The following is a 22,722-nucleotide window of genomic DNA, read 5'->3' on the forward strand; positions in this document are numbered from 1 at the left end:
AGGGGCGGAAACGCCCCTTGATCACACTTCCTCTTCCTCTTCGAATTCTTCCAGATCAATGTCTTCCACCATTTCTTCGGTTATTTCTTCCGAACTTTCCACTTCTTCCTCTGTGGTGAGAGGAGCTCCTTCTCTTCCCTCAAGATACGCGTTAGCAATGACAGAAGTGATGAGTTTTATGGACCTGATGGCGTCGTCGTTTCCAGGGATCACGTAGTCGATGGGATCGGGATCACAGTTCGTATCGACAATGGCTACAATGGGAATGCCCAGTTTGTTCGCTTCTGCCACAGCGATCTTTTCTTTTCTCGGGTCAACGATGTAGATGATGTCCGGGATCTTTCTCATCTCTTTGAGACCACCGAGATTCTTTCTGAGCTTTTCGAGAACTCTTCTGATCCTGCTCTGCTCTTTCTTTGGAAGTTCGTCGAGCTTGCCACTCTGCTCCATTTCTTCGAGTTCGATGAGTTTGTCTATCCTCGACCTGATCGTTTTGAAGTTCGTCAAGAGTCCTCCAAGCCATCTGTTGTTCACGTAGAAGGCTCCGCATCTCTCTGCTTCAGCCTTTATGACTCCCTGGGCCTGCTTTTTCGTTCCCACAAAGAGGATCGTCGCACCTTCGCTGGCTTTCTCCCTTACAAAGTAGTAAGCCTCTTCGAGCAGCTGCTGAGTCTTCTGAAGGTCGATGATGTAGATGCCTTTCCTCTCCGTGTAGATGTAGGGAGCCATCTTCGGGTTCCATCTTCTCGTTCTGTGTCCAAAGTGAACTCCCGCTTCCAGAAGCTGTTTCATCGTAACAACCGCCACAAAAAACACCTCCACTCTTTTGGTTTTGATCCTCCGCTCCCTTCACACCCACACCGGCCTTTTCACAGGCACCGAGGTTGGGATCCAGGAGCGTGCGTGATATACACCCTGAGAATTCTACCATCGAAGAAGAGAAATTTCAATTGTTTCTACTTGAAACTCTTGGGTCCACGACAAATTTCACGACATAGAAACTTCCGAATATACCGATCAACCCCGTGAGAGCCATGAGAGCACCGTATCCGGAAAGGTCGGCTATTTTACCTCCAATGAGTGGAGCAACGAAGGAAAAAGGAGCGATCGAGAAGTACAGAGAACCCATGTAGAGCTCTTTTCTCTTTCCAGAGACGAAATCCAGCGTGATCGCCATGTTACCCACGTTGTTGGTCGTGTTGACAAGTCCCATCAGAGCGAAGACGAAATAAGCATGAAACGGATCCGTTGAGAAGAAGGCGATCAAAACGGCAAGGGAGTAGAAGATCTTGCTGAAAAGAAGATTCAACTTGTGTCCTTTCTTATCGCCCAGCGGTCCGAACACAAACGATGAAACACCCTGGGATGTGAGAACTATCGCCGTGAACACCGCAGCGGCATCGTCTGGAAGAGAAAACTTTTCCAGAAGATAGACCGTGATGAAACCACTGGAGGCGAACATGAAACTGGTGATGATTCTCTCTATCAAAAAGTTTCTGAAGTTTCCGTCCAGAAACACGTGTTTCATGTTTTTTATGTAGTTCCATATGGGTTCATTATCCGGAGTGACCTGATCGGGCACCTCCCTGGTGAGTGCAAGAAAGACAAAAGACACCATGAAAAAGACAAACGCGGTGAGAAAAACATAACCGAAGTTCTCAGGAAACGGGTATTCTGAAAGAAGTCTTTTTGCGATGATCGATCCTCCCACACCGAGGATCGCTCCCAGGCCGTTTCCCATGGCAAAGAAAGTGCCTCTTCTTTTCGGGTCGATCACCTTCTCTATCATGCTCATCCACGGTGGCCCCAGAAACCCCATGGAGAACGTGGCGATTCCCATCATCAGAATGGAAAGGTACAGAGCCAGTTTGGGAGAAGGCACGGCAAGATAGAAACTGATCAGGGCCATGAAGAGATAAGGAAGCCTCTCTCCGAGTGTCACTTCCAGGACCAGTTTCAGTTTCCTGGGGGACCTTTCGGCGTATTTTGCGCCCCATATTGCCGGAATACCCCAGCCGAGGTTCGCAATGGCCGGGATGAGACCGAGTTCCACGTTCGACGCCCCAAGATTTTTCGCAAAAACGGGAAAGAGCGTGAAAATGGAACCGAGTGTCATTCCAAGACTGAAAAAGGCATAATCCATGGAGTTGACGAAAAAGTTCCAGCGGTAGTCTTTCTCGGTCAGCTGTCTCATAGTTCACTCTCCTGATCTAAAAATATGCAGCATAAGATATTCTATCCTAACCTTTTGTTTCAGGAGAAGATGAACTCTTTTAACTTTTCGTAAAGACGGCTCCAGTCTCTTTCACGCTCAACGTACTCTCGGTTTTTCAGCCCAAGATGTGAATAATCTTTTTTGAGAAGATCCTCCAGAACTTCTTCGAGGTTTCTTTCGTTGAAGAAAATCGCACCGTTTGTTTCTTTGAACAAAATTCCCTCAACGTCGATGCACAGAACGGGTTTTCCAGACGCCATGTAGTCAAGCACCTTGTAGGAACTCACCGCGGGATGGGCCATCTTGGTGGGAGAAAGGGTGAAGAGAAGAAAATCCACTTTCTGAAAGAGAGATGGAACACACTTTTTGGGAACAGGATCGAAGAAAAAGACGTTCCTGAGATTTCTGAAGGTCTTCTTCAACTCCTCAAGATAGTCTGGCTGGGAAGGCCCCACAAAGATGAAGACAAATTTCTCTCTTGTATCTTCTTTCACACCTGAGAGCATCTCAAGGAACTCTTTCACTCCGTTGTGCGGAACGATCGATCCTGCATAGAGAACCTTCATTTTGTTCTGCGGCACTCTGGAGAGAATTTCTTCTACCCTGGGACAGTGTTCATAATTTTCGAATCGGCTCAGATCCACGCCGTTTGGCACAAAGACGAACCTTTCAGGATGAACCCTCAGTCTCTCAAAGTGCCTTGAAAGATCCGGAACAAGAGAGATAATCCCATCGGCCTTCGGATAGTACTTTTTGCACATAAATTCGAAGACCTTTGAGACAGGGTGAGAGTAAGAGATGATGCCAAGCTCTACAAGGTCGTCTGGCCAGACGTCTCTGATCTCAAGAAAGAGTTTTCCTTTCTTCTTTTTCACGTAGTACCAGCCAAGACTCCAGGAGAAAGGATGCGGTGAGGAAGCAATGACCACATCGTAGTTTCCTTGAACGACCAATTTTTTCCCGTTTTTGTAGTAATCATAAGAGGAGAGAAGCCTGGAGAGTAAGTTTCCAGAGTACTCTCTTGTTTTCACAACTATGAAATTCACTCCCTCTTTTGAAAAGCGCCATCCGAACGTTTCACTCCACCTTTTTCCTGAAAGGTGCGAAAAGTCCCCGACGTAGATGTCCACGCTGTGGCCGTCCTTCACAAACCTTTTTGCAAGTTCAAAATGTCTTGTTTCCGAACTTCCCATCTCCGGAATACTGGCGTAGTGGTTGAGTATGGCGATGTTCAAGGTTATTCCTCCTTCTTTTACAGTCCTCCCTCGTTATTATAGAATGAGATTGAAAAGAAGGAGGTGGAGATGGTGAAAATTCTAATAGGTTCATGCGGTGGTCTTACAGGTCTTTATTTAGCGAAAGTTCTGCGAAAAATGGATATTGGAGAGAGGTTCGAGATATATGGTTTCGATATAACAACGAAGGTTCCTACAAAATTCTTTCTGGATAAATTGTTTGTAATAAGCAGATCCAGTGAAGAGAAGGAGTTTATCGATCAACTCATTGAAATCCTGAACAAAGAAAGGATAGATATCTATATCCCGGTGCACTCTGAAGAATGCAGAGTTGTTTCAAAATACCAGACTGAAATACTCAAACGAAGTCGTTCGAAATTCATGATATCACCTTATGAAACATTCAAAATGCTGGATAATAAAGCAAATGCTTATAAAATTCTGAAGGGGATAGGACTTAAAACGCCAAAAATATACACCTCTTACCACGACGTAGATGAATTTCCCGTGGTTGTCAAACCAGCAGTGGGAAGCGGCAGCAGAGGATTTTTCATTTGTAGAAACAGGGAGGAATTAGAACTTGCAACAACGATTTATAGAGACGCTCTAATAATGGAATATATCGATGGAAAAGAATACACAGTCGATGCTTTCTTCAACAAAAAAGGTGAGCTGGTCACATACAATCAGAGAATCAGAATCAAAACGTTGGGAGGCGCTGCTGTTATCTCAGAAAACGACTTTTCGATTGATGTTCGTGATCAAATTGAAAAAATTGCGGCGAAGTGTAAAATATTTGGGCCTGCAAATTTTCAGTTTTTTCTGACTCCAGAAAATGAAGTAATATTTACAGATATAAATCTGAGATTCGCTTCCGGAGGGCTTCCTTTGAGCGTAGAATCAGGTTCCAACATTGTAAAATTGTTAATACTGGAACTTCTGGGAAAACCTTACAATCCATCTGAGTTTCAGAGTGATAGGAAAAAGCGAATTATGTACAGATATTTTGAGGAGATGTTCGAGGTGACCGAGGGGTGATAATTTTTGACCTCGATGGAACGTTGTTAGATGTTTGGGAAAGATATTTCTTTGTGTTCAATTCATGGTGGAAAATTGAAAACCTCGATCTTGAAACGTTCAAAACACTGAAGAGAAGGTTCGAACAGGATTCGATGATAGTCAACCTTTTCCGCAATGTCTCCGAACAGGAATACGAGTCATACAGAGAATACAAAAGAGAAAAACTGGAAGATCCATCTGTTTTAGAACTTGATAGAGACATTGTTGATTGGAGTTTATTAGACAGGTTGAAGGAAAAATACATCATACTGACATTGAGGCGAAATCACAAAGCCCTCCTTGAAGATCTGAAAAAGAGAAACGAAAGTATAGTAGACAATGTTGTGGCTTTGAAACCAAACGGAGATCTGTTGATTAAGTACAACTGGGTAAAAAACAATGTACCATCAGACGAAGAGATTACAGTTGTTGGAGATTCAGAAACAGATCTTCTCATAGGGAAACAGAAACAAGTACATGTTTTTCTTGTAAAAACCGGCCTGAGGGATCCAGATATGCTGATAAAAAAATTCTCTGAGCAATTATTCGGGAAAGTGTTCATCGTGAATTCTGTAAACGATTTCTTGTACCTGTACCTTCAAAATCCATATTGAAATCTTCAGAAGAACATTTCGTTACAAACATTTAACATTAAAATCCCCTGAAGGGCTTCCGATTAAAAATAATGGAAAACCCGGCGCCGGGTACAGGGAAGTAAAGACTTTCACACGGAGGTGAGTGGTTCATGAGGATCAATCACAACATCAGTGCGTTGAACGCCTGGAGGAACATCAGTCAGACACAGTACAGCATGAGCAAAACCCTTGAAAGACTCTCCTCTGGTTTGAGGATCAACAGAGCCGGTGACGATGCAGCAGGTCTTGCCATCAGCGAAAAGATGAGAGGCCAGATCAAGGGTCTGAACATGGCAATCAAAAACGCCCAGGATGCCATCTCCCTGATCCAGACAGCGGAAGGAGCCCTCACAGAAGTACACTCCATCCTTCAGAGAATGAGAGAACTCGCAGTCCAGGCAGCATCCGATACCAACACCGACGTTGATAGAGAACAGATCCAGAAGGAAATCGATCAGCTCAGAGAAGAGATCGATAGAATAGCAAGAACAACCGAGTTCAACACAAAGAAACTCCTCGATGGAAAGCTGGAAAGTTTCAGAAGTGAAGTCGATGCAAAAGTCGTGACGGGTGGAAACATAAACGTTCAGCTGGGAACTGTGTCCTCGGCTGCCAAGGAAGGAACATACGTTATCGAAGTCGGACAATTCCAGGGAGCAGTCACATCCGAACTTGATGTCAAGATCACCCTGTTCACTGCTGGAGGTTATACTTCTACCATTGCCAACATAACAGCAGGTGCAGCTGCACTTGGAAATATCACCTTTACATGGGATACAAACGTTCTCAGCATAAGTGATTTTGGAGGAGCCCTGCCATCCAACGAAGTGGTCGACAGTGCCGTTGTGAGGGTGGAAGCTGTTTACACAGCGGCATCTCAGCTCATCTTCCAGATCGGAGCCAACGAAGGTCACAACATGGTTGCCGGTATCGATGACATGAGTGCAGCAGCACTTGGATTGACAACAGCTTCTCTCAAGGTCACCGATCAGGACAGTGCAGAAAGGACAATCATGGTCATAGACGCAGCGATTCACAGGGTGAGCACGGCAAGGGCAGCACTCGGTGCTATCCAGAACAGGCTCGAACACACCATCTCCAACCTCGGTGTTGCCGCAGAAAACCTCACAGCCGCAGAATCCAGAATCAGAGATGCAGACATGGCAAAAGAGATGATGGAGTTCACCAAGCAGCAGATCCTGCTCCAGTCCAGTATGGCGATGCTTGCCCAGGCCAACACACTCCCGCAGAACGTCCTCCAGTTGATGAGATAAAGTCTGGAACTCTGACAAAAAGGGGGGCGCACGCCCCCTTTTGTTTTTGTTCAAGGACAAAACGTCGGATGTGTAGAAATATTCCGTTGAGGTGAGAGTGTGAGAAGATGCCTTCTTTCCGTTGCGATGATAGTGAAAGATGAAGAGCACAACATAAGAAGAGCTCTCGAGAGTGTCAAAGGTGTTGCAGACGAGATCGTGGTGGTCGACACTGGCTCCACAGACAGAACGCCCAAGATCGTAAAAGAGTACACCGACAGACTCTACTTCCACGAGTGGAAAAACGACTTTTCTGAAGCAAGGAACTTCTCTTTGAAATTTCCCACCTGTGAGTGGGTTCTCATACTGGACGCAGACGAAGAGGTCTCTGAAGAGTTCAGAAAGAACATAAGGGACTTTCTGAAAAATCTTCCAGACGATGTGAACACCATCTATCTTCCAACGGTGAGTTATCTGGACTGGGATTTCAAAAAAACAGAAGTGGCCTCCACTCCGAGGATATTCAGAAACGGGACGGTGTACTACAAAAACATCGTTCACAACCAGGCTGTCTACAAGCCGAAAGTGGTTCATGCCCCGTTCAAGGTGTACCACTACGGCTACATCTGGACCAGGAAACTGAAGAAGAAAAAATACGAGCGAACTGCAACGCTCATAAGAAAACATCTCGAAACGGTGAAAGATCCTGTGGAAAAGATATACTATTTGATACAGCTTTATAAGACAGAAAAGGTAGGTGGTAAAAAGCACGAAGAAAACAAAATCGCCTGGCAGATTTTACAGGAAATAAAAAAAATTGGAAAAGTACCGGCAATAGGTTTGGAATTTCTCTATATTTTTGGAATGGAACTGATAACAAGAGGATTTCTCGAAAAAGGTGAAGAATTGATAGATACCGCACTGAAGGCCTTCCCAGAAAACCCGGATCCTTACTTTGCAAAACTTGCCATCTACGAGAAGAAAAAAGACTGGGAGAACCTTTACCAATGGGGAAGCAGATTCTTTGAAGTTCTGAACAGGGCAATGTCACAGGTAGAAAAGTACGAGTTCACCATCATGAGTATAAGAGAGATCGGAACAGCACATCTTCTCACATGCCATGCGTGTCTGAAACTGAAGAAATGGGAAGAAACCGATCTTCATCTTTCAAAAGCGATAGAAAGCGATGTTGATAGATCAAAACTTGCAGTCACACTCCGTCACATCCTGGAAATAGAAGACAGAGAAGACTTTCAAAAAGCACTCGACCTCGTGGAAAAAATAGCGGAACATTCTGAAAATCTCTTCTTCGACGACGTGGTGGAAAAGATAGCAGAATTTGAGATCGATGTTTCCGAAGATCTTCTGAAAAAACTTCCCGTCTCAAGGAAGATTTCCAGATTCATCGTGAAAAGACTGATTGAGAAAAAAGATTTCCTCTTCGAATACCTCACAGACGAAGACACAAACTCCTTTGTGGAGAAAACAGGCATCCCCGGTCTTCTTTTCATTTTCGATCTTCTGAAACAGAGAGAAACAGAAGGAAAACTCATCAGAATACTCTCAAAGATCGAAGGAGATGAAAAACTTAACGGCGTCATCCAGGCACTCATAGGAGATCTCTATCTGAAACTTGGAAACTTCTCCGAAGCCGTTTCAAGATACAGAAAAGCACTGGAATTGACACCAGAGATAGCAAACTTCATAAAGCCTGTGATCGAAGACCTGAAAACACGCCTTGATCCGGACACAGAAGGTGTCTACGAAGAACTCTACAGGTACTTCTCAGGCTACAGAGAGTTCCCGTTTGATCTTCTTGGCTTTGTAAAAGAAGACGCAGAAAAACTGTACCTCATCTCCGACCACCCGGTGGCACTCTATGCTTCTGCTGTGGCTACCAGAGACAGGGAAAAATCGAAGAAGTTGCTGATGAAGATAACAGACACCACAAAACTTCCGTTCTACTACTACCGGCTTGCAAAGATCCACGAAGAAGAAGACCCAAAAAGGGCCTTCGAACTTCACATGAAGGCAGTGGAGGAAAACGAAAACCTGGGAGACATTGCACTGGGAAGGTATAAATACGACGCTCTCTATCCGAACCAAGTCCTTCCTTTCATGAGAAAAGAAGACGAAATTATCTGGGTTGGAAACATCACAGAAAAGTTCTCGGGTCTTGGTGTGATCCATCCCGTCAGATCATGGAAGAAAAAAGAAAACTTCTTTTACTCGCTCCCATTCCCATCAGATGAGGCTTTGAAGATTTACAGAGAAAGAGAAAAGGAGATCTACAAAGATCCTCCATTCAAGATCAAAAAAGAGTACATTGTTGAAGCACTATCAGAGACCGACCTGGCGGATTTGAAAGTCAAAGGAGATCTTCCCGGACTGGAATCTGTTCTGGAAGAACTCGGAATAGAGTTGAAAGAGAACTCGAAAAACCTCCTTGTTGTTTCTGGTGTAGAAGAGACTCTAGACCTTGAAAAACTCGTTGAAGATGCTGAAAGAGTCCTTCTTTTCTTCTTCGTTCCGGATTTGAGTGATAGAAACGATCTTGTATGGTACTATCCTCCTTTCAGGGTGCTCAGGACAACGTCTCAGATGAAAAACATCCTGGAGAAGGCAGGATTTTCCACTTTGAAAGTGAAAGCATTTGAGAAGAATTTGAGGTTCATAGAGTCCGCGAGGAGGTAAAGTATGGAAATTTTTGAAAAAATTCAAAAGGCGATAGAACAAAAAGATTTTTCAAAGGCAAAAGAAATGGCAGAAAAAATCGACGATGAAACAGAAAGATACAACACACTGGGGATGGTGCACTACTACGAAGGCAGAAAAGAAGAGGCTCAGGCCTTCTTTGAAAAAGCCTTGAAGATAAACCCTGTTCACGATGACGTACTGTTCAACTATTCGAAGGTTCTACTTGAAAAAAGAGAGTACTTCGAAGCCTGGAGGTATCTGACGAGGATCAATGAGAAAACGTGGGAAGTGTACGACATGCTCGGTGACACTCAACTGCAACAGAACAATCCCGCAATGGCCCTTCATTACTACAAAAAGGCAGTGGAACTTTCCAACATACCGGAAATGAAAGAAAAATACCAGATTTTGAAAGACCAGTTCAAAAAAGACGTAAAGCTTGCCATATTCTGCCTTCCCGGTTTGGACAACTTCATAAAGGATATAGCTCAGATTTTGTCGAATATCTACGATGTGAAACTTGTAGTTACAACGGATGGCAAGCAGATCCAGGAAGCTTACAGCTGGGCGGACATCGTCTGGCTCGAATGGGCGAACGAAATGGCAGTGGAGATAACGAATAAACTGCCGAAGGATGAGAAACAAATTCTTTGCCGACTTCACAGCTATGAGGCGTTGGCCAATTATCCCGAAAAAATAAATTGGAAAAACGTCGATAAATTGATTCTTGTTGCAGAGCATATAGAACATATCCTTCGAGATTACCATTCTGAAGTTTACAAGCAAGTAAAAGACAAGATAGTAATTGTTCCAAACGGTCTTGATCTGAACAGATTTAAGTTCAAACTTAGACAACCCGGATTCAATATAGCAGTTGTGGCTCACATCAATTACAAGAAAGATCCTGCCATGTGGCTTCAAATCATAGGTATGTTGAGGAAAATTGATGAAAGATACACTTTACACATAGCTGGAGACTTTCAGGAAATAAGGTACGCTAATTATTTCAAACACTTCATAAAGGACGTAGGCCTTGAAAAGAACGTAAAACTCTACGGCTGGGTTGATGACGTGAACGCTTTTCTTGAAGATAAAAATTATCTACTTTCAACCAGCATTCATGAGGGGCATCCTTACAATATAGCAGAAGCCATGGCGAGGGGCATAAAACCCGTTATACATAACTACGCTGGGGCAAAAACGCAGTGGCCAGATAATCTTGTATTTAACTTTATCGACGAAGCAATTCGAATTTTAACCAGCAATGATTACAATTCAGAAAAATATAGATCGTTTGTCGAAAAGAATTGTTCTCTTGAGAAGCAAATTACATCAATATTGAACATTGTCCAAATTCAAGATAACAATAGAACAAAAAATAAATCAACCCATAAGAAATCAAACACAGACACAGAGAATAGTTTCGCGAAAATATGGAAAGAATACAATAAACTTGATTCTTTCACTATCATGAACGATCTTCCAGGAAAAAGTCTTAGATCAGAATTTGTAAGTTTATTAGAGCGCTTTTTTATTCTCAACAAAGCACGGATTTTAGAAGTCGGAACTGGAACAGGAGCGTTCTCAATTGAACTTGCACTCAGAGAAGCAGATGTCACTGGTATAGACATCGATCCTGCTTCTGTCGAACTAGCAACCAGGATAAGCAAGGATTATAATATTGAAAACGCTGAATTCGAAGTAGGTGATGGTTTAAAACTTACAGAATCGTTCAAGCCACAGGAGTTTGATATTGCTTTCAACATGGGAGTGGTTGAACACTTTAAAGATGACGACATAATCAAAATGTTAAAGCAAATGGGTGAAGTTGCGAAATTCGTTGTAGTAGGCGTTCCATACAGTGGTTCATTTGTTTACAAAACAGCAAAAGAAACCGCTCAAAAACTTGGTGCCTGGGAATATGGTTTTGAAAGAGACTTTTTAACCTTGGAACCTCTTATCAAACGAGCAGGTTTAATCCCTCTTCATGAAGAAGTAATAGGAGTTCTGGCAGAACCGTTTTACCTGAGAAGGATAAATCCAGAGTGGGTACCTTTAAAAATAGCTGAGAATTTGCAAAAATATTTTCAAGGTGAAAAAGTTGGTTCCTGGTTGATTTGTTTTGCAACAAAATGGCCAGGTTACGCAGATGAATTTCTGAAATTAGATGATCACAAGAAAATAAAGTTTGAAGGCAAACAAATAAGCTTATTAACTGTCCCCAAACCGCTGGTTTCTATTGTTATACCTGTTTTGAACGGAGCAAATTATGTAAAAAGACTCGTGGATAATCTTAAACAAATCGATCATGAAAATTTAGAGATTGTATTGGTTGACGATGGTTCAACTGATGGAACAGCTGATTTATTTGAAAGCCTCACAAAAGGAGAACCTAAGTTACGAGAGAAGGTTTTGATAATTAGAAATAAAGAAAACGTTGGAACCTTTCACTCAAGATTGATGGGCGTTAAACACAGTCAAGGATCATTTGTTTTCTTTCATGACATTGACGATCTTGCTTACCCCAAAGGAGTCAAAAAACTTTTGGATGATTTGCTGAATTTTCCGAACAAAAAACCATTACTCACCGTGGCAAATGCTTTGATGTCAGGAGAACAGTTCAATGGAGAAATTTGGTGCAGTGATTTTTACAAAAACATAGAAGAATTGTTTGTTTCAGAAATCACTTCTCTTTCAGGGAAAATTCCGATAATAGACACCCTTATAGAACGTATCCCTCTTCAAAAAGCTTATGAAGAACTTGCTAAAGTTCTTAGTAAAGTAGGAATAATAAAAATGACGATTGCCGAGGATACAATTCTTGCCAATTATCTTTTATTGGAGCATTTTGTGGAAAAAATGATTCCTACTTTCTACATTTTCCGGGGCTATGAGGTCGGTAACTTACAATCGAGCTCAAAAAAACTTTTGGAAAGGATCAAACAAATTCCCATACACATTGCCTTCCTCATGGTAATGTCACAAAAAGAAAAATTATTCGATAAGGCAACTCTCAATCAGCTTGAAAACACTGTGAAGCAGAGTGCTGTTAGAATCTACGGTCAAGAATTGGGACTGAAATTCTTTGAAAACTATCTAGAATTCAAACGTCGCTTTTCCAGTATACTTCTATAAATTACAATATACGAAAAAATTCACATAGTTGTTCCAGTTTTTGAAACCGCTTTCTTTACATTTTTTTGCTATAATCACTTTGGAATCCCTAATTCAATGGAGGTGTCCTGCATGCCCAAAATCTGGACTGAAAAGATCTTCGACGATCCGGAAATCTACATTTTGAGAATAGACGACGATCAGATAAAGTACTTCGAGGCGGTTTGGGAAATACCCGAAGGGATCAGCTACAACGCGTACCTTGTGAAGCTGAATGATGCAAACGTTCTGATAGACGGCTGGAAGAAGAACTACACGAAAGAGTTCATCGAGACTCTGTCCAGGATCGTTGATCCTAAGGAGATCACGCACATCATCGTGAACCACACCGAGCCGGACCACAGCGGATCTCTCCCTGCAACGCTCGAAGCGATTGGTCACGATGTGGAAATAATCGCTTCGAACTTCGGAAAAAGACTCCTCGAAGGATTCTACGGCATAAAAGACGTGACTGTCGTGAAGGATGGAGAAGAGAAAGAAATCGGAGGGAAAAAATTCAAATTCGTCATGACTCCCTGGCTTCACTGGCCCGACACGATGGTGACGTATCTTGATGGAATTCTCTTCGGCTGTGATGTGGGCGGTGGATACCTGCTCCCAGAGACTCTGGACGACTCAAACGAGAGCGTTGTGGAAAGATACCTTCCCCACGTCACAAAGTACATTGTCACGGTGATAGGACATTACAAGAATTACATCCTCGAAGGTGCGGAAAAGCTCTCCAGTCTGAAGATAAAGGCGCTCCTTCCAGGGCACGGACTGATCTGGAAGAAAGATCCTCAGAGACTTTTGAATCATTACGTGAGTGTCGCGAAGGGTGAACCGAAAAAAGGAAAAGTCACGGTGATCTACGATTCCATGTACGGCTTCGTCGAGAACGTGATGAAGAAGGCGATCGACTCTCTCAAGGAGAAAGGTTTCACACCGGTTGTGTACAAATTCTCCGACGAAGAGAGACCCGCGATCAGCGAGATCTTGAAAGACATCCCGGACAGTGAAGCACTGATCTTCGGTGTTTCTACCTACGAAGCAGAGATACATCCACTCATGAGATTCACCCTTCTCGAGATAATAGATAAAGTGAACTACGAAAAATCCGTCCTCGTCTTTGGAGTGCACGGCTGGGCTCCATCCGTAAAAAGAACAGCGGGAGAGCTTCTGAAAGAAACGAAGTTCAGAATTCTCTCCTTCACGGAGATAAAAGGTTCAAACATGGATGAGAAGAAGATCGAAGAGGCGATATCTCTTCTCAAAAAAGAACAGGAGTGATGAACGGTGAAAATAGTGATCGTTGGAAACGGCCCCGGCGGGGTTGAACTCGCAAAACAGCTTTCAGAAGAACACAAGGTCACCATCGTGGAAAGAGAAACGGTGCCCTACTACACAAAACCCATGCTCAGCCATTACGTCGCGGGACTGGCAGAGGAAAAAAGTCTCTTTCCCTATCCGATCGACTGGTACGAAAAGAAGGGAATAAAACTTCTTCTTGGAACAACCGCAAAGAGAATAGACGCAGAAAAGAAAGTTCTCGAAACAGACAGAGGAACCCTCGAATACGACGTCCTCGTTCTCGCAACGGGTGCAAAGCCGAGAGCACTCAAGATACCCGGCTGGGAGCGAATGTACACTTTGAGGACGATAGAAGATGCGAAGAGATTGAAAAAGGCAGTGGAAAGAGAGAAAGATCTTCTCATCATCGGCGGAGGGTTCATCGGTCTTGAAATCGCAGGAAATCTGTCGAAGCAGGGTATCAAAGTGAAAGTGGTTGAGAAGATGACCCGTCTCATGGGGTTGGACGAAGAACTGACAGAGAGAATAAAAGGAGAGCTCGAAAAACACGGAGTGGAGTTTTACCTCGGCAGGGACGTGGAGAGAATAGAAAACGATGTTCTCGTCACAGACAAAGAAGAGATACCGGCGAGGGTGATTCTCTGCTCCATAGGAATTGTCCCGGAGGTGTCGCTTGCAGAAGAGAGCGGACTCGATGTGAACAGGGGCATCTTGGTGGACAAAACGTTCAGAACCTCAAAACCTGACGTATACGCCATCGGTGACTGCGCAGAGCACGAAGGCATCATCTGTGGAACAGCGAAAGCCGCTATGGCACACGCGAAAGTTTTGGCAAACACGTTGAAGGGTATACCCGATGAGTACGACTTTCGCTTCAAATCTTCTTACTTCAAGTTCGGAGACTTTCCTATAGCCATAGTTGGAGAACTCACAGACAGAGGAGAGTGGATCGACAGCGAAACAAAGGCTTTCTACAGAGACGAAAAAATCGTCGGTGTGGTCGTTCTATCCGACGTGAGAAAAGCCAGGGAGTGGGAGGAAAGACTAAGAAGCACGCGATGAAACTTTTCGACAGAATAGCGGAAAGGTACGATCTTTTGAACAGGATCATCTCTTTTGGTATGGATACAAAATGGAGAAAACGGGTAGTGGAACTCATCCTTGAGGTGAATCCAGAAAAGGTCCTCGATCTTGCCACAGGAACCGGAGATGTAGCCAGACTCCTGAAAAGAAAAGCACCGCATCTTAAAATCACAGGCCTGGATTCTTCATCGAAGATGCTGGAAACAGCAAAAAAGAGATTGAAAGATGGAGAGTTCATCGTAGGAGACGCTCACAATCTTCCTTTCGACGATAGAAGTTTCGACGCCATCACCGTGGCTTTCGGCTTCAGAAATTTCTCAGACAGAAGAAGAGTCCTGAGAGAGTGCAGAAGAGTTCTCAAAAGAAAGGGAAGATTGGTGATCCTTGAACTCCTTCCACCTAACACCAAAAGATTCACGGGAAAGATCTACTCTTTTTATTTGAAGACCTGGGTTCCATTCGTTGGGGGTCTTTTCAGTGGGGATTTCCACGCCTACAGGTATCTCTCCACCTCAGTTCTCAACTTCCTGACACCGGATCAAATAGTGGAGATGATGAAAGAAGAAGGCTTCGAGATGAGTTTTGAACCTCTTTTCTTCTCTGTAGCGGGAATTTTCATTGGCGATTTGATCTTGTGAGACGTTTGGGATCACCTGCAAAAGCTGATAGAATTTTCTCAGGTAATTAATTCGTCTCAGAAACGAATTTAACATGAGGGGGCAGGATCATGAAGATCTCCATCATCGGAGCGGGGAGTGTGAGGTTCGCACTTCAGCTTGTAGGGGACATCGCTCAGACGGAGGAACTTTCAAGGGAAGATACACACATCTACATGATGGACGTTCATGAAAGAAGACTGAACGCATCTTACATCCTCGCAAAAAAGTACGTGGAAGAGCTGAACTCTCCTGTAAAGATCGTAAAAACATCCAGTCTGGATGAAGCCATAGATGGAGCAGACTTCATCATAAACACCGCCTATCCTTACGATCCGAGGTACCACGACAGCGGCTCTCAAAGATGGGACGAGGTCACAAAAGTCGGTGAAAAACACGGCTACTACAGAGGAATAGACAGTCAGGAGTTGAACATGGTTTCCACTTACACCTACGTTCTTTCTTCTTATCCCGACATGAAGCTCGCCCTCGAGATAGCGGAGAAGATGAAAAAGATGGCACCCAGAGCGTACCTGATGCAAACGGCAAATCCCGTCTTCGAGATCACGCAGGCGGTGAGAAGGTGGACCGGTGCGAACATAGTGGGGTTCTGCCACGGTGTTGCCGGGGTTTATGAAGTCTTCGAAAAACTCGACCTCGATCCAGAAGAAGTGGACTGGCAGGTCGCTGGAGTGAACCACGGTATCTGGCTGAACAGGTTCAGGTACAGAGGAGAAGATGCATACCCGCTTCTCGACGAGTGGATAGAGAAGAAGCTACCAGAGTGGGAGCCGAAGAACCCATGGGACACACAGATGTCTCCTGCCGCGATGGATATGTACAAATTTTACGGTATGCTTCCAATAGGTGACACCGTGAGGAACGGCAGCTGGAAGTACCACTACAACCTGGAGACGAAGAAGAAGTGGTTTGGAAAGTTCGGCGGCATAGACAACGAAGTGGAAAGACCGAAATTCCATGAGCAACTCAGAAGAGCAAGAGAGTGCCTCATAAAACTTGCAGAAGAGGTTCAGCAAAGACCAGGTATGAAACTCACGGAGGAACATCCTGACATCTTCCCGAAAGGAAAACTCAGCGGAGAACAGCACATTCCTTTCATCAACGCGGTAGCGAACAACAAACGTGTGAGACTCTTTCTGAACGTGGAAAACCGGGGAGTGCTCAAAGACTTTCCCGATGATCTTGTGATGGAACTTCCCGTCTGGGTGGACGGCAGTGGAATCCACAGAGAGAAAGTGGAACCCGATCTCACCCACCGGATAAAGATCTTCTATCTGTGGCCCAGGATTCTGAGAATGGAGTGGAACTTAGAAGCATACATCTCGAGGGACAGAAAGGTGCTCGAAGAAATCCTCCTCAGAGATCCAAGGACAAAATCCTACGAGCAGATCGTGCAAGTGCTCGATGAGATCTTCAACCTGCCGTTCAACGAAGAGTTGAGGAGATACTACGAAAAGAAATTCTGAAAGAACAAAGCCCCCTGATCGGGGGCTTTTCTTTTGGCTGGGGCGGGTGGATTCGAACCACCGATCGCGGATCCAAAGTCCGCCGCCTTACCGCTTGGCCACGCCCCAACCCTTTCCATGCTATAATTTTACCACTGTAGGAAAGCTCCTTCAAGGGAGGAAGACAGCATGCGAAAGATCACACTTCATTCAAAACTGGACGGAAGGGAGATTGTTCTCGAGGAAAATCAGAATCTTTTCGATATAGCCAGAGAGTACCAGAAGTACTACAGGTACAAAATACTGGCTGCGAGGGTGAATAACAGGATAATAGAACTCTTCAGAACACCCGATAGAAGCGGAGAACTCGAATTTTTAGACCTCACAGATCCTGACGGACTCAGAATATACCAGAGGGGACTCGTCTTCCTCGCAAGTCTCGCCGTGAGAAAACTGAATTCGGAATGGCGATTGAAGGTCCTTCACTCACTCGGGAAGGGGATATACTGCGAAATCTATAAGGGAAATGAATTAATCGTTCCCGATCAGAATCAGGTGCTCGCCATAAAAAACAAGATGAGAGAACTCGTCGAGAAAGATCTGCCTATTGAGAAGAGAACGTTCTACAAAGACGAAGCAAGGGAGATATTAATGAAGGAAGGACTTGTGAAAACGGTCAATCTCTTCAAGTACAGAAAGAAAAGAACCGTGAAGCTTTACCACTGCGATGGTTTCTGGGCGTACTTCTACGGGTATCTTCCACCGAGCACCGGCAGGATCGACGTTTTCGATGTTCAGCCCTACAATCAGGGGCTTGTTCTTGTCCATCCGGATCCAAAAACAGGAGAGCTTCCCGTCATCCACATGCCCAAACTCTCCCAGGTGTTCCTCGAATACGCCCGATGGCTGAACGTTCTGGAACTCGAGTACGTATCCGATCTCAACGATATCATAGCCCGTGGGGAAAGACACGTGGCCGACCTGATGCTTCTTTCCGAAGCACTTCATGAAAAGAAGATCTCAGACATAGCAGATGAAATCGCAAAAGACAAAAGAAAACGGCTCATTCTGATTGCGGGTCCTTCCTCTTCGGGAAAGACCACCTTCGCCAAGAGACTCTCACTCCAGCTCAGAGTGAACGGTCTAAAACCGGTTGCCATTTCTCTCGACGACTACTTCGTGGACAGAGAGAAAACACCGCGTGACGAAAACGGAAACTACGATTTCGACTCGATAGAGGCTCTCGACATAGAACTCTTCAACAGGAACCTTCAGGATCTTTTGGCTGGAAAAGAGGTGGTCCTGCCGAAGTTCAACTTCAAGACCGGAAAGAGGATGAGAGGTCCCACCCTCAAGTTGGAGAAGGACAATATCATCATCGTCGAAGGAATACACGGTCTGAACGAACGCCTGACGGCCTCTATACCGAAAGAGCAGAAGTTCAAGATATACGTGAGCGCACTGACTCAGCTGAACATAGACGATCACAACAGAGTCACAACAACGGACACGCGGCTCATCAGAAGAATCGTGAGGGACTACAAGTTCCGGGGACACACCGCATACGACACGTTGAAGATGTGGCCAAACGTCAGAAAGGGTGAAGAAAGAAACATCTTCCCGTTCCAGGAAGAAGCTGATGTGATGTTCAACTCGGCCCTGGTTTACGAAATACCAGTGCTTAGGATATTCGCCGAACCGCTTCTCGTTCAGGTTCCGGAAGATACACCAGAGTACTCAGAAGCGCTGAGACTTCTGAAACTTTTGGACTTCTTCCTTCCGATCACGAACATAGAAGATATTCCCGATAAATCGATCCTCAGAGAGTTCATAGGAAGGAGTATCTTCAAATATTGATGAGAAGGTTGATACTGCTCTTTGCTATCTTTTCTGTGACTTTGCTTGCGGAGACAATCACACTCGATGCGACTCTTTTGAATTTCGACGATCTGCTGAAGCTTCTGGAGACTCACTCCAGGGTGTTTGATGTCACCCCACCTTCTACAGGAACCGTGGGAAGTATGAGGTACCTCGAGTACAACGGCCACGTTCTTGCAAACGTTGAAGACCTCTACATACTCGACAACAACAAACTGCCGTCTTCTGGGGTCCCGGTGGAAACCTTGAAACTCTTCGGAGTGGATTACGTTCAAACCAGTGAAGGTGTGAAGATCATAACGTGCCGTGTGAACTCGATCGAAGAGATAGGAAGAACCGTCGTTGTGAACTTCGAGGGTGAGAAGAACTTCGACGTTGAACAAACTCAGGACTCTGTGAGAATCATTGCAAAAGATTGGCTCTTGTTCAGAGGAGTCGTTAAGATGCCCGAGGAGGTTCTCTACGAGAAAGAGAACGTCAGAATCGAAAGAACGGCTGAGAGTGATGGCCAGTTCAGAATTCTGTTGTCCGCCGAGTCGTTGGGAAAGTACGTTGTGAAACCCTTCGGTGAAAGGGTCGATCCGTACGAGAAAGATGTCGTTTTTCTCGTGGGTTACGGTGATGGAAGAATAATCGTGAGGAGCTTTTCGAAAGACCTGAACGGGCTGGATCTGCCTGCATATTCAGAATCTTTGAAGCTCGCAAGAAAGATAGCAAATGAGTTGGGCTACAAACTCGAAGAATGCCCCGTGTACGATATACCCGTTGGTGTTGTTGGGATGATCGTTCTCTTGAAAGAAAAAGATGAAATGCCCGCTTTTCTGGGTACCGTTGAGAGGCTGATGACAGAATGAAAAAGAGCATCTTTGTTGTTCTTCTAACGGCATCCGTTCTTTTCTCCGTTGAACTGAAGATCTGTTATCTGAACGAGAACCTTCTTCCGATCGTTAAAGTTGCGGAGGGAAGGGACAATCCTGTTCTTGAAATTTTCGAAGCGCTTTCTTCTCCACCCGAGGGATTGAAAACCTTCGTTCCAAAAGGCGTTCTGAGAGCGTATTTCTTCGTGGGAGATTTCCTCATTCTCGATCTCTATGGAGAAAAATTGAAAGGAATGGACTTCGACTCGGAGAGGTACTTCATCCACCAGGTACTCTACACGATCTTTCTGAACGTGAAGGGTGTGAACAACGTGTACCTCATAGTAGATGGAAAGAAACGGGACGTTCTTGTGAAGCACGTGGATATCAGATTCAGCTTTCCAAGAGAGGTGTGGGAAAAGTGGCCGATACGCTGAAACCTGGAGACAGAGTATTGCTTTCTTTCGAAGATGAAAGCGAGTTTCTGGTCGATCTCGAAAGGGACAAAAGTCTTCACACCCATCTCGGTATCATCGATTTGAACGAAGTGTTCAAGAAAGGTCCTGGAGAGATCATACGAACGTCCGCCGGGAAGAAAGGTTACATCCTGAAACCCAGCCTGATCGACGAGATCATGAGCATGAAAAGAAGGACCCAGATAGTCTACCCAAAAGATTCCTCATTCATCGCGATGATGCTCGACGTGAAAGAGGGTGACAGGGTCATCGACACAGGGGTGGGAAGCGGGGCCATGTGCGCTGTGCTCGCACGGGCCGTCGGAAGTTCGGGAAAGGTCTTCGCTTATGAGAAAAGAGAAGATTTTGCAAAACTCGCCGAAAGTAATCTAACGAAATGGGGCTTGATAGAAAGAGTTACAATAAAGGTGAGGGACATCTCCGAAGGTTTCGACGAAAGAGATGTGGATGCTCTCTTCTTGGATGTTCCTGATCCGTGGAACTACATCGATAAATGCTGGGAAGCCCTGAAAGGTGGTGGTAGATTCGCAACCGTGTGTCCAACGACGAACCAGGTTCAGGAAACCTTGAAAAAACTCCAGGAGCTTCCGTTTATAAGAATAGAAGTATGGGAAAGTCTTTTCAGACCGTACAAACCAGTTCCAGAGAGACTGAGACCGGTGGATAGAATGGTTGCCCATACCGCGTACATGATATTCGCCATCAAAGTGTGTAGAAGGGAGGAAACAGAATGAAACTGAACCAAATTTCAAGGTTTGTCGTCGTCAGTGTAGTGGTACTCGTTCTTGCACTTCTTCTCGGAGGTTCCGCTAAAACGAATCTCACCGTCGAAGAAGTGAACAAAGCATTGGAGCCGTTCTTCGATTCACTCACTTACATTCTGAAATACTACTACGAAGCGGACAAGTTGGACATCAACAAACTCATAGACCATGCGATAGACGGTCTTGTGAAAGGGACGGGAGATGATTTTTCCTATTATCAGGACCCGGAAACCTACCGTGAAAATCAGATAGAAATGAAGGGAGAATACGGTGGACTTGGAATAGAAGTGACCTACGATACAGAACACAGCGCCATAAAGGTAGTGGCTCCTATGTACGGCACTCCCGCATGGAGGGCTGGGCTCAAAGCGGGTGATCTCATCATAACCATAGACGGTACACCTGTGTCCAAGATGACCTACATGGAAGCCGTGAACAACCTGAGAGGAGAGCCCGGAACCCCCGTCACGATCGAAGTTCTCAGAGACGGTGAAAAACTCACCTTCACCATTGTGAGAGAAAAGATCGAGATAAAGATGGTGCTCTACTCCTTCGTAGAAACGGAAAAGGGAAGAGTCGGGTACGTCAGGATCACGCGCTTCGGAGAAAAAGCGGATTCCGACATGAAAAACGCCTTAGACAAGATCTTCGAAAAAGGTGTGAAGGGACTGATAATCGACGTGAGGGACAACCCCGGTGGATACCTCGATGTCGCTCTCAAAATCGTCAGCATGTTCGTCGATAAAGGTGTGATTTTGAAGGTCAGAAACGGCTTTGGAGAAGAAGATGTCTACGAATCCTATGGAAACAACTATCCCAACGTGCCAATAGTAGTTCTGGTGAACGAAGGATCAGCCTCGGCATCCGAGATACTGACGGGAGCGCTCAAAGACCTCGGCATAGCAACCGCTGTTGGAAGAAAAACCTTTGGTAAAGGATCAGTCCAGACTGGTTTCCCGCTGAGCAACGGTGGAGTTCTCTTTCTCACAACGGCTCACTACCTGACACCATCTGGAAAGGACATTCACAAGATCGGAATAGAGCCCGATGTCTTGGTAGAAGAGGACGTTGAAGAAGAACTCCACGCAGAGACCAGAGAACAAATAGAAGTAGATCCAGAAAAGGATCCATTCGTGAAAAAAGGTCTTGAAGTGCTGCTTGAGAAGATAAAATGACGAAGAACGGTTTTCTCTTCATCCTACTTGTGGTGACACTGGTTTTATTGATTGTAGATGTGTCTTTCAAAAACGAAAGGAAGAGGATCGAGAGGCTTCCTTCCTTTGATGTCGTCATTGAAACACCGTTCAAAGAGGTTGTTGAAGGGATGAAAACGGAACTCAACCGATCGATCCTGGTGAGCGAAGTTTTGAAGGAAGTGGAAAAAGTCGAATACTACCCGGAATGGAAGGCTTTTGTTTTCAGAGACAGAGCAAACTTTGAAAAGGCGATCAATGTGGTGAAAAGAGAGACGGGTGAAAGATTATCCATCAAAACTACAGAAGATGGTGTGGAGTACTTCTTTTCCAGTGGAATGTACTTCATTTTGAAGGTGAAATGATGCTGAACCTGATAAAGCTGGACGACTCAGGGAAAAAGTACTCTTTTCTGGTACCAATTCTGGTGTTCTTCGTGAACACCGTTGCTTTCTGGGATGATATAGCAATAGTGTACAACTCACTCAGAATTTTTCTGAAAGTTCTCGAGGACTTCTTTCTGTTTTTTCTTTATTCTCTCTCGATATCCGGGTTTTACAAGACGATGACAGGCAGAGCACCAGCAGAGATGATGTGGGCGTTTTCTCCATACGTTTTCTTGCCCTTTCTTTCTGCGTTTCTGGACGTTCGGATTTCTCTTCTGATTCTCTTTTTCATTTCTTTACTCCTTTTAAGGAAACTGGAACTGAAAAATCTGATTTTTATTTCACTTGCGAGAGCATCTGCGCTTTGCTTTTTCATATGGAAGATCTCCTCATGGATGAGGTGAA

At 44.7% G+C, this 22,722-nt stretch carries 19 protein-coding genes and 1 tRNA gene; 16 read left to right on the top strand and 4 right to left on the bottom strand.

The window, feature by feature from the left end:
- Positions 1-21 precede the first annotated feature (21 nt).
- From rpsB to AS158_RS04775, 3 genes are all read right to left on the bottom strand, one after another.
- Complete coding sequence (rpsB, locus tag AS158_RS04765) at positions 22-807, bottom strand: 30S ribosomal protein S2 (RefSeq protein WP_038054206.1); 786 nt, start codon at positions 805-807, stop codon at positions 22-24.
- Between the two features lie 139 nt (positions 808-946).
- Positions 947-2,194: an MFS transporter gene (locus AS158_RS04770; RefSeq protein WP_165304601.1), complete on the bottom strand. Its 1,248-nt coding sequence runs from the start codon at positions 2,192-2,194 to the stop codon at positions 947-949.
- 59 nt (positions 2,195-2,253) lie between these two features.
- Positions 2,254-3,450 (bottom strand): glycosyltransferase family 4 protein, encoded by a 1,197-nt coding sequence (locus tag AS158_RS04775; protein WP_165304602.1) that lies wholly within the window; start codon positions 3,448-3,450, stop codon positions 2,254-2,256.
- A 72-nt stretch (positions 3,451-3,522) separates the two neighbouring features.
- Here AS158_RS04775 and AS158_RS04780 point away from each other — a divergent pair, with 72 nt between their 5' ends.
- From AS158_RS04780 to aglA, 9 genes are all read left to right on the top strand, one after another.
- On the top strand, positions 3,523-4,488 hold the full coding sequence (locus AS158_RS04780) for an ATP-grasp domain-containing protein (RefSeq protein WP_008192844.1): 966 nt from the start codon (positions 3,523-3,525) through the stop codon (positions 4,486-4,488).
- Complete coding sequence (locus AS158_RS04785) at positions 4,485-5,123, top strand: HAD hydrolase-like protein (protein ID WP_008192840.1); 639 nt, start codon at positions 4,485-4,487, stop codon at positions 5,121-5,123. The genes AS158_RS04780 and AS158_RS04785 overlap by 4 nt, the downstream gene beginning before the upstream one ends.
- 131 nt (positions 5,124-5,254) lie before the next feature.
- Positions 5,255-6,418, top strand: a complete 1,164-nt coding sequence (flgL, locus tag AS158_RS04790) for a flagellar hook-associated protein FlgL (protein WP_165304603.1) — start codon at positions 5,255-5,257, stop codon at positions 6,416-6,418.
- Between the two features lie 99 nt (positions 6,419-6,517).
- Positions 6,518-9,091 carry a glycosyltransferase gene (locus AS158_RS04795; RefSeq protein ID WP_165304604.1) on the top strand — a complete coding sequence of 858 codons (2,574 nt, stop codon included), beginning with the start codon at positions 6,518-6,520 and terminating at the stop codon, positions 9,089-9,091.
- Between the two features lie 3 nt (positions 9,092-9,094).
- Positions 9,095-12,229 carry a glycosyltransferase gene (locus tag AS158_RS04800; protein WP_165304605.1) on the top strand — a complete coding sequence of 1,045 codons (3,135 nt, stop codon included), beginning with the start codon at positions 9,095-9,097 and terminating at the stop codon, positions 12,227-12,229.
- Positions 12,230-12,340: 111 nt separating this feature from the next.
- Complete coding sequence (locus AS158_RS04805) at positions 12,341-13,537, top strand: FprA family A-type flavoprotein (RefSeq protein WP_029683497.1); 1,197 nt, start codon at positions 12,341-12,343, stop codon at positions 13,535-13,537.
- A gap of 6 nt (positions 13,538-13,543) precedes the next feature.
- Complete coding sequence (locus tag AS158_RS04810; RefSeq protein ID WP_029683496.1) at positions 13,544-14,620, top strand: FAD/NAD(P)-binding oxidoreductase; 1,077 nt, start codon at positions 13,544-13,546, stop codon at positions 14,618-14,620.
- A complete protein-coding gene (ubiE, locus tag AS158_RS04815) occupies positions 14,617-15,279 on the top strand; it encodes a bifunctional demethylmenaquinone methyltransferase/2-methoxy-6-polyprenyl-1,4-benzoquinol methylase UbiE (RefSeq protein ID WP_029683495.1) in 663 nt (220 codons plus the stop codon). Before AS158_RS04810 ends, ubiE begins: the two co-directional genes overlap by 4 nt.
- An 89-nt stretch (positions 15,280-15,368) precedes the next feature.
- Entirely contained in the window at positions 15,369-16,784 is a 1,416-nt protein-coding gene (gene aglA / locus AS158_RS04820; protein ID WP_029683494.1) for an alpha-glucosidase AglA, read from the top strand.
- 34 nt (positions 16,785-16,818) lie between these two features.
- Here the strand turns inward: aglA and AS158_RS04825 are convergent.
- Positions 16,819-16,892, bottom strand: a tRNA-Gln gene (locus AS158_RS04825).
- A gap of 60 nt (positions 16,893-16,952) precedes the next feature.
- Between AS158_RS04825 and AS158_RS04830 the strand changes: the two genes are divergently transcribed.
- Genes AS158_RS04830 through AS158_RS04860 form a run of 7 tightly spaced genes read left to right on the top strand, consistent with a single transcriptional unit; the run spans position 16,953 to position 22,721 of the window.
- Positions 16,953-18,620 (top strand): nucleoside kinase, encoded by a 1,668-nt coding sequence (locus AS158_RS04830; protein WP_029683493.1) that lies wholly within the window; start codon positions 16,953-16,955, stop codon positions 18,618-18,620.
- On the top strand, positions 18,617-19,495 hold the full coding sequence (locus tag AS158_RS04835) for a DUF4941 domain-containing protein (RefSeq protein WP_165304606.1): 879 nt from the start codon (positions 18,617-18,619) through the stop codon (positions 19,493-19,495). The genes AS158_RS04830 and AS158_RS04835 overlap by 4 nt, the downstream gene beginning before the upstream one ends.
- The gene (locus AS158_RS04840) at positions 19,492-19,935 is read left to right on the top strand and encodes a GerMN domain-containing protein (RefSeq protein WP_165304607.1); all 444 of its coding nucleotides are present in this window, start codon (positions 19,492-19,494) and stop codon (positions 19,933-19,935) included. The genes AS158_RS04835 and AS158_RS04840 overlap by 4 nt, the downstream gene beginning before the upstream one ends.
- Complete coding sequence (locus tag AS158_RS04845) at positions 19,920-20,708, top strand: tRNA (adenine-N1)-methyltransferase (RefSeq protein WP_165304748.1); 789 nt, start codon at positions 19,920-19,922, stop codon at positions 20,706-20,708. Before AS158_RS04840 ends, AS158_RS04845 begins: the two co-directional genes overlap by 16 nt.
- Positions 20,705-21,913 carry a S41 family peptidase gene (locus AS158_RS04850; protein WP_165304608.1) on the top strand — a complete coding sequence of 403 codons (1,209 nt, stop codon included), beginning with the start codon at positions 20,705-20,707 and terminating at the stop codon, positions 21,911-21,913. Before AS158_RS04845 ends, AS158_RS04850 begins: the two co-directional genes overlap by 4 nt.
- Positions 21,910-22,296, top strand: coding sequence for a hypothetical protein (locus AS158_RS04855; protein ID WP_165304609.1), 387 nt, complete (start codon positions 21,910-21,912; stop codon positions 22,294-22,296). The genes AS158_RS04850 and AS158_RS04855 overlap by 4 nt, the downstream gene beginning before the upstream one ends.
- The gene (locus tag AS158_RS04860) at positions 22,296-22,721 is read left to right on the top strand and encodes a hypothetical protein (protein WP_165304610.1); all 426 of its coding nucleotides are present in this window, start codon (positions 22,296-22,298) and stop codon (positions 22,719-22,721) included. Before AS158_RS04855 ends, AS158_RS04860 begins: the two co-directional genes overlap by 1 nt.
- Position 22,722: the final 1 nt, after the last annotated feature.

This window comes from Thermotoga sp. 38H-to (genome assembly GCF_011057665.1).
Lineage (GTDB): Bacteria > Thermotogota > Thermotogae > Thermotogales > Thermotogaceae > Thermotoga.